General features: G+C 71.0%; 2 protein-coding genes. Both read right to left on the reverse strand.

The features are described from left to right. Positions 1-17 precede the first annotated feature (17 nt). Complete coding sequence (gene pulA, locus KMS84_RS27725; protein ID WP_256919190.1) at positions 18-5,432, reverse strand: pullulanase-type alpha-1,6-glucosidase; 5,415 nt, start codon at positions 5,430-5,432, stop codon at positions 18-20. A gap of 168 nt (positions 5,433-5,600) precedes the next feature. Next, positions 5,601-6,986 carry an alpha-amylase gene (locus KMS84_RS27730; RefSeq protein ID WP_256919191.1) on the reverse strand — a complete coding sequence of 462 codons (1,386 nt, stop codon included), beginning with the start codon at positions 6,984-6,986 and terminating at the stop codon, positions 5,601-5,603. Between the last annotated feature and the right edge of the window lie 267 nt (positions 6,987-7,253).

The raw sequence follows: 7,253 nt of genomic DNA on the forward strand, positions 1-7,253 counted from the left end.
CAAGGTAGTGCCGCTGTCTAGGGCGTCGTGCGGGAGAACACCGCCACGGTCCGGGCCGGCACGGTGAACGTGCCCGACCGCTGTGCGTAGGAGGCGGTGCGCACGGTCGGGTCCGCGCCGGACGCCTGCACCGGGTGCAGCCGGTAGCCGGTGCCGGCGAGCGCGGGGACCGTCTGCCGCTGCGCGTCGGGCGTCGCGTTGAACACGACGACCAGGTCGCCCAGCCGCATGGTGACGACCCCGGGCGTCTCCCCCTCGCCGGAGAGCGGGAAGGAGAGCGCGGCCTGCACCTGCGCGGCCGTGGCGAGGGAGAACGCCTTCTCCGTCGTCCGGATCCGCAGCAGGTCGCGGTAGGCGGCCGAGGCTGCGGTGATCTGCGGGCAGCCCACCCGGACGGTGTCCAGCAGCGGCCTGGCGTACGGCCACTTGGAGGCGTTGTCGGCGGCCGGGGGCAGCCCGCGGCCGAACCCGTTGCCGGCGGCGCAGTTCCAGTGGATCGCGTTGAACCAGTCGCCGCTGTCGAAGGAGTTGCGGTCGAGGGACTTCGAGCGCAGCAGGTCGGTGCCGGCCTGCGACAGGGCCGGGCCCTGGGAGAGCGCGGCGGTGGCCATGGCCAGGACCTGCATCCGGGAGCGGTCGTCGGCGGAGGTGCCGGCCGGGAGCTTGTAGGCCAGCGCGTCGAACAGCGACTCGTTGTCGTGCGCGTCGACGTAGGCGAGGGCGTCGCCGGGCGCCTGCGCGTAGCCGGCCGGGGCGCCGTTGTAGTCGACCTCGGCGCCGGTCACCTCCTTGCCGTCGGAGCCGGTGAAGCGGTAGGCGGCGAGGTTTCCGGACAGGCCGACCTTGAGGAGGTCCTGGTAGTGCAGCAGCCGGGCCTTCTGCTGCGCCGGGGTGCCGTTGCCCGTCGAGGAGTTGGGGTCGGTGTACAGGCCGGACGCGAAGCCCTGCACCCCCGGGTCCTCGTCGAAGGGGCCGCCGCCGCGGACGGCGTCGCGCGCCCGGTCGGAGAAGGTGGCGACACCGGTTCCCGCCATGTTCTTCTGCGTGGCCTGCACGAAGCGGGCGTCGTCGGCGACCTCGCCGAAGTTCCAGCCCTCCCCGTACAGGATGATCTTCTTTCCGTCGACGCCGTCCCGGGCGGGGGTCAGGGCGTCCAGCGCCTTGCGCACCGCCAGGATGTTCGCCTTCGGGTGGTGCCCCATGAGGTCGAAGCGGAAGCCGTCCACCTTGTACTGCTTGGCCCAGGTGACGACCGAGTCGACGACCAGCTTGCCCATCATGGCGTTCTCGGTGGCCGTGTTCGCGCAGCAGGTGCTGGTGGCGACGGACCCGTCGGCGAGGAGCCGCTGGTAGTAGCCGGGGACGATCCGGTCCAGGACGCTGGTCGGCGCCTGGCCGCTCGCCGCGGTGTGGTTGTAGACGACGTCCATGACGACGCGCAGTCCGTCGCCGTTGAGCGCCTGGACCATCCTGCGGAACTCGACGGTGCGCGCCGTCCCGTCCGGGTCGGAGGCGTAGGACCCTTCGGGGACCGTGTAGTGGTAGGGGTCGTAGCCCCAGTTGTAGGCGTCCTTGGCGGCGATCGCGGACACGCACTCCTGCTGCTTCTCGGAGGCCGCCGGGTAGGAGGCGAGGTCGCAGGCGACGCTCGCCTGGTCGGCCTTCTTCTCGGCGATGGTCGCGATGTCGAAGACGGGCAGCAGGTGCACGTACGAGGTGCCCGCGGCCGCCAGTTCCCTCAGGTGCTTCGCGCCGTCGCTGCCCCGGTCGGAGAAGGCGAGGTAGGCGCCCCGGTCCTTCTCCGGGACGGTCGGGTCCGCGACGGAGAAGTCCCGCACGTGCAGTTCCTGGATCCGGGCGTCCCGCAGCGGGACGGCCTTCGGCTTGGCGAGCTTCGACCAGCCGCGGGGGGCCAGGGAGCTGTCGTCCAGGTCGACGACGAGGCTGCGCGCGGAGTCGGCGGTCAGGGCGAGCGAGTAGGGGTCGGTCACCTTGTTGACGACGACCTGGCGCACGCTGGGCGCCCACACGGTGACGACGTACCGGTAGGGCTTGTTCTTCCAGCTTCGCGGGCCGGTCACGGACCAGACGCCGGTGGCGTCGTCGCGCCGCATGGCGACCGTGGCGCCGTCGAGTTCCAGGGCCACGCGCTGGGCCGTCGGGGCCCAGACGGAGAGCGTGGGGCGGCCGTCGTGAAAGACCGGGCCGAGCCGCGCCGTGGTCGCGCCCGCGTACAGGTCGTCCAGCGCGCCCGCGATCTGCACGCCGGTCGCCGCGAGGACGGCTCCCTCTCCGGTCCGCTGGGAGGCGACGACCTGACCGGTCAGCGCCTCGCGCACCCGGTCGCGGTCGCGCGGGTCGACGGACCAGGCGGTGAGGTCCTTCAGGTGCGGGTACTTCGCCTTCTGGGCGTCGGTGAGCGCGGTCTTCGTCAGCCGCAGCCACCTGGCGTCGCCGGTGAGCCTGCCGTCCTGCACGGCGATCGCGCCGGCGCGGCTGTAGAGCAGCTGAGTGGAGGCGGCTCCCTCCGAGCCGTTCCAGACGACGGTGTCCCGGTCGATCCAGACCGCCTTGGAGGTGGTGAGGTCCAGGGCCGCGGCGGACCCGGCCGGCTGCGGGAGCAGGTACTTCTCCTGCCCGTTCAGCAGCCACACCTCATGTCCGTTCGCGGTCAGGTCCAGCGACCGGTCGGCGGCGAGGTCCTTCTCGTCGCCCTTGTGGACGATGTAGCTCAGGCTGGTGGCGCCGGCGGCCAGCGGCACCTCGAAGACCGCGCCGTAGGCGTCGGTCCGGGCCGGCGTCAGGGGCTTGGACCATTCGGTGGGGGTCGCGGCGCCCGTCCACACGTGCAGGCCCCAGCCGTCGTAGTCGCCGTCGGCGCGGTGGTAGTGCAGGACGGCCTTCGCGGTGTCCTGGGCGGGGTACTCGGGCCGCTGCGTGACGACCGCCTCCTTGCCCTGCTCGATCCAGACCTCGCCGTTCTTCGTGACGTCGACGGTGCGGTCGGCGGCGACGTCCTTGTTCCCGTCCTTGTCGATGACGAGGAAGCCCACGCTCGACGCGCCCGGCTTCAGCTTGACGTAGGCGAAGGCGCCGTACGCGTCGCGGCCGACGAACGGGTGACTCGCGGGCCAGGTGGTCGCCTCGCCGTCCGCGAGGTCGCCCCAGGCGTACAGGCCCCAGTCGGCGTAGTCGCCGTCGGCGCGCTTGTAGTGGACGATCGCGTAGTCGCGCGAGGACGCGGTGGGGACCTCCTCGGCGGGCGGCGTCCCGGTGGTGGAGGCGGCGGTGGCACTGGCGGTGCGGCCGGCCCGGTCCACGACGACGGCCTTGTAGCGCAGGGGCGTGCCGGGCGGCACGTCGGCGCCGATGGTCTGGGTGACCTTGTAGGGGGCGTGGTCGGCGGAGCCGAGGGTGCGCCACTTCCCGGAGCCGGTCTGGGCGGCGAAGACGACGCGGTCGAGCGGTCCGCCGGTGACGTCGGCGCCGAGTTCGACGGTGCCGGTGGCGCCCGCGGCGGGGGCGTGCAGGGTGACGGCCGGCGGTGCGGCGGGGGCGGCCGGGCGGCGGGCGGCCCTCAGGACGATCGCCGAGCCCGCGGGCACGGTCACCGTGATCTTCCTGTCGGCGCCGGACCTGACGGTCTTCCGCGTGCCGTGGATCCCGCGGAAGGCGGTGTTCGCGCTACCGGTCGCGAAGGTCGCCTGCCGCGGCGTGGCCGCGTTGTTGAAGGCGACGACGTACTCGGTGGTGTCCTTGCCGGTCCCGTTGCGGGAGAAGGCGTAGACGCCGGGGCCGTCGGCCGCGTAGCGCTCGGTCTGGACGCCGTCGGTGAGGGCGGGGTTGGCCTTGCGCAGCGCGGCGAGGGCCGCGATCTGCCGGTACAGCGGGGCGGAGGTGTCGTAGGCGTCGCTCGCGTGGGTGCGGGCGGTGCCGATCTCGTCGTCGTCGAGGTAGTCGGCGACCTTGGAGGCGAACATCGTCTGACGGGCGTCCTTGTCGCCGCCGGAGCCGGTGAAGCCCTGCTCGTCGCCGTAGTAGACGACCGGGTTGCCGCGGCTGAGGAACATCAGCTCGTTGGCGAGCCTGTCCTTGGCGAGGAGTTCGGCGTCGGTGGCCTTGGGGTTGTCCTGCGCGAGGAAGTGCCCGATGCGGCCCATGTCGTGGTTGCCGAGGAAGGTGACCTGTTCGTAGGCGTTGGCCTTGTCGGTCGTGTACTTGTAGTCGTCGGCGAAGACGGACGCGAGTTTCCTGGCGCTGCCGCCCTGGGAGGCGTACTGGCGGGCCGCCTCCTGGAAGGGGAAGTCGAGGGTGGCGTCGAGGCGGCCCCGGGTGACGTAGGGGGAGGTGACCGACGTGTCGGCGGAGTAGACCTCGCCGAACATGAAGAAGTCGTCACGGCCCCGCTTCGCCGCGTACGCGTCGAGCGCGGTCGCCCACTGGGTCCAGAACTCCATGTCGACGTGCTTGACGGTGTCGATCCGGAAGCCGTCGATGTCGAAGTCGCGCACCCAGCGCTGATAGATCCTCTCCATCCCGCTGACCACCTCGGGGCGCTCGGTCCACAGGTCGTCGAGCCCGGAGAAGTCGCCGTACGTCGTCGACTCGCCCGCGTAGGTCGAGTCGCCGCGGTTGTGGTACATCGTGGGGTCGTTGAGCCACGACGGGACCTTGGCGTTCTTCTTGGCCGCGGGGACCACCGGGGTGCGCGGGAAGGAGTCCGCGTCCACGGCCGGGAACGCCGACCGGCCGTCGGCGTGATCGGCGTCGTCGAAGGGGGCGCCGTCCTTCGTCAGGTACGGGAACGCGCCCTTGGACAGGTAGTCGTAGGACTTCTGCGCGTAGTCGACGACGTCGGCGGTGTGGTTGGTGATGACGTCGAAGAAGACCTTCATGCCCTTGGCGTGGGCCTTGGAGATCAGGGTCTCCAGGTCCTTGTTGGTGCCGAAGTGCGGGTCGACCTGGGTGAAGTCGGTGATCCAGTAACCGTGGTAGCCGGCCGAGGCGTCCTTGCCGGCGCCCTGCACGGGCTGGTTCTTGAAGATCGGCGCCATCCAGATGGCGGTGGTGCCCAGGCCCTTGATGTAGTCGAGCCGCTTCGTCAGGCCCTGGAGGTCGCCGCCCTGGTAGAAGCCCTTGTCGGTGGGGTCGTAGCCGGTGGTGAGGCGGGAGCCGGTCAGTCCGCCGCGGTTGTTGGCGCCGGCGCCGTCGGCGAACCGGTCCGGCATGACGAAGTAGAACTGCTCGCGGGTGTCGTCGTGCCGGGCGGGCTCGGCGGCGAGCCGCGCGTCGGAGGGGGGCGGGGGCGGGCTGTCGGCCCGCGCGGCGAGCGGCTGGATCAGTGCGGCGGCCAGGGCCGCCGCGGTGACGGCGGCTACCCGTCCGGCGTGGGCGGTTCGGCGCGTTGCGGACGCCGGCCATCTCGGTATCACAGGCGGGAACTCCTTGCGACTGCGGCTCTGTTGGGTCCGACCCCTGCGCCCTGGGCGGACTGTGCCGCCGGGCGTCCGCGCGACGCTATCGCCGACGCAAGCCTTACAGCAAGAGTCATGAAAGGACGGGCAAGAACTTTCACGACTCTTGCTGCGCGAGCGGCCGGATCAGCAGGCGGACTTGCCCGCGTAGAGCGCCAGCGCGGTGTTGGCGCCCAGGGTCGCCGTGAACTGCCCCGAGGCGTTCACGCTGACGACCGTGTTGTTCTGCACGTTGCAGTACGCGCCGGCGGGGAGCCCGGTCTGGAAGGTCCGGCTCAGCGGGCCGCTCTCGTGGTTGATGGCCACATACCCCTTGGAGCCCCGCCCGAAGGCGATGGCGTCGGCGCCGTCGTCCCACCAGTTGCCGACCGGCTCGCCGCGCACGGCGTTGCGGAAGGCGACCATGCTCCGGATCTCCGGCCAGGCGTGCTGGCACTTCCAGCCGTCCTGCCAACAGGCGTTGACCGTACCGCCGTTGGGCGGTCCGGCGTCCTTGTCCGTCCATTCGTAGCCGGAGTGGACGTCGGGCGCGCCGTAGGGGTACGCGAGCATGAACACGTTGGCCAGCGTGTAGTTCGCGCCGTCCTTGTAGTTCAGGGTGGAGCCGTTGCGCTCGGTGTCGTGGTTGTCGACGAAGACGCCCGCGACCGAGCTGCTCATGTACCCCCAGCCCTCGCCGTAGTTCTTCAGGTAGGCGAGGTTCTCGTTGTTGAAGACCCGCTTGAGGTCGTAGGCGTAGCGGAACTCCTGGACGTCCCCGTTGCCGGTGTACTCGGTGGGCTGGACGGCCTCCCCGGCGCCGTAGATGACCTCCTGCTTCCAGTAGGCGCCGGGGTTGGTGAGCCGGGACTTGATGTTGGCGAGGTCGGCGGTGTCGATGTGCTTGGCCGCGTCGATGCGGAAGCCGTCGACGCCCAGGGTGAGCAGGTCGTTCAGGTAGCCGGCGATCGTCTTGCGGACGTACTCCTCGCCGGTGTCCAGGTCGGCCAGCCCGACGAGTTCGCAGTGCTGGACGTTCCAGCGGTCCGCGTAGTTCGAGATCTGCGAGGTGCAGTCGTCGAAGTCGTAGGAGGAATAGAGGCCCGGGTAGTCGTACTTCGTGTACGACGAGCCGCCGGTGCCGGTGCCGCCGCCCGCCGCCATGTGGTTGACGACGGTGTCGGCGACGACCTTCACGCCCGCCGCGTGGCAGGTGTTCACCATGTTCCGGAACGCCGTGCGGTCGCCGAGCCGGCCGGCGATCCGGTAGCTGACGGGTTGGTACGACGTCCACCACTGCGAGCCCTGTATGTGCTCGGCGGGTGGGGAGACCTGCACGTATCCGTAGCCGGCGGGACCGAGGGTGTTCGTGCACTCCTTGGCGACCGAGGCGAAGTTCCACTCGAACAGGACGGCGGTCACGTCCTTGACGCCGGGTGGGGCGGCGGAGGCGGTGGAGGCGCCGGGTACGACGACGGCGGCCAGGGCGGCCGCCAGGGCGAGGGCGCCCGAGAGGGGTCTGCTGCGTGCCATGTGGGGTTCCTTCGTCTTTGAAGGCGCTTGCTGCAATCTTTCAGAAACCTTGCAGTGGCGTGATGTTAAGGGTCGGCGGCCGAAAAGTGCAGAGGGGCGGCGTGAAGGATCTGCGAGGAAGGGCGGGCGCACGACGGCCCCCGCCCCCGGCCGGGACGAGCGGCGCGAACCGGCGACCGGTCGGGGAAGAGCCCGTCGCCCCCTGCTTGAATCTCCCGGTGACCACCGACTCCCCCGACCGGACCGCCCCCCTCCCCGTCCACGTCC

The sequence above is a fragment of the Streptomyces hilarionis genome (assembly GCF_024539675.1).
Classification (GTDB): domain Bacteria; phylum Actinomycetota; class Actinomycetes; order Streptomycetales; family Streptomycetaceae; genus Streptomyces; species Streptomyces hilarionis.

Bases quoted from the DNA above. Each gene is read 5' to 3' on its own strand.
- KMS84_RS27730 (WP_256919191.1), bottom strand. From the start codon at position 6,986: ATGGCACGCAGCAGACCCCTCTCGGGCGCCCTCGCCCTGGCGGCCGCC.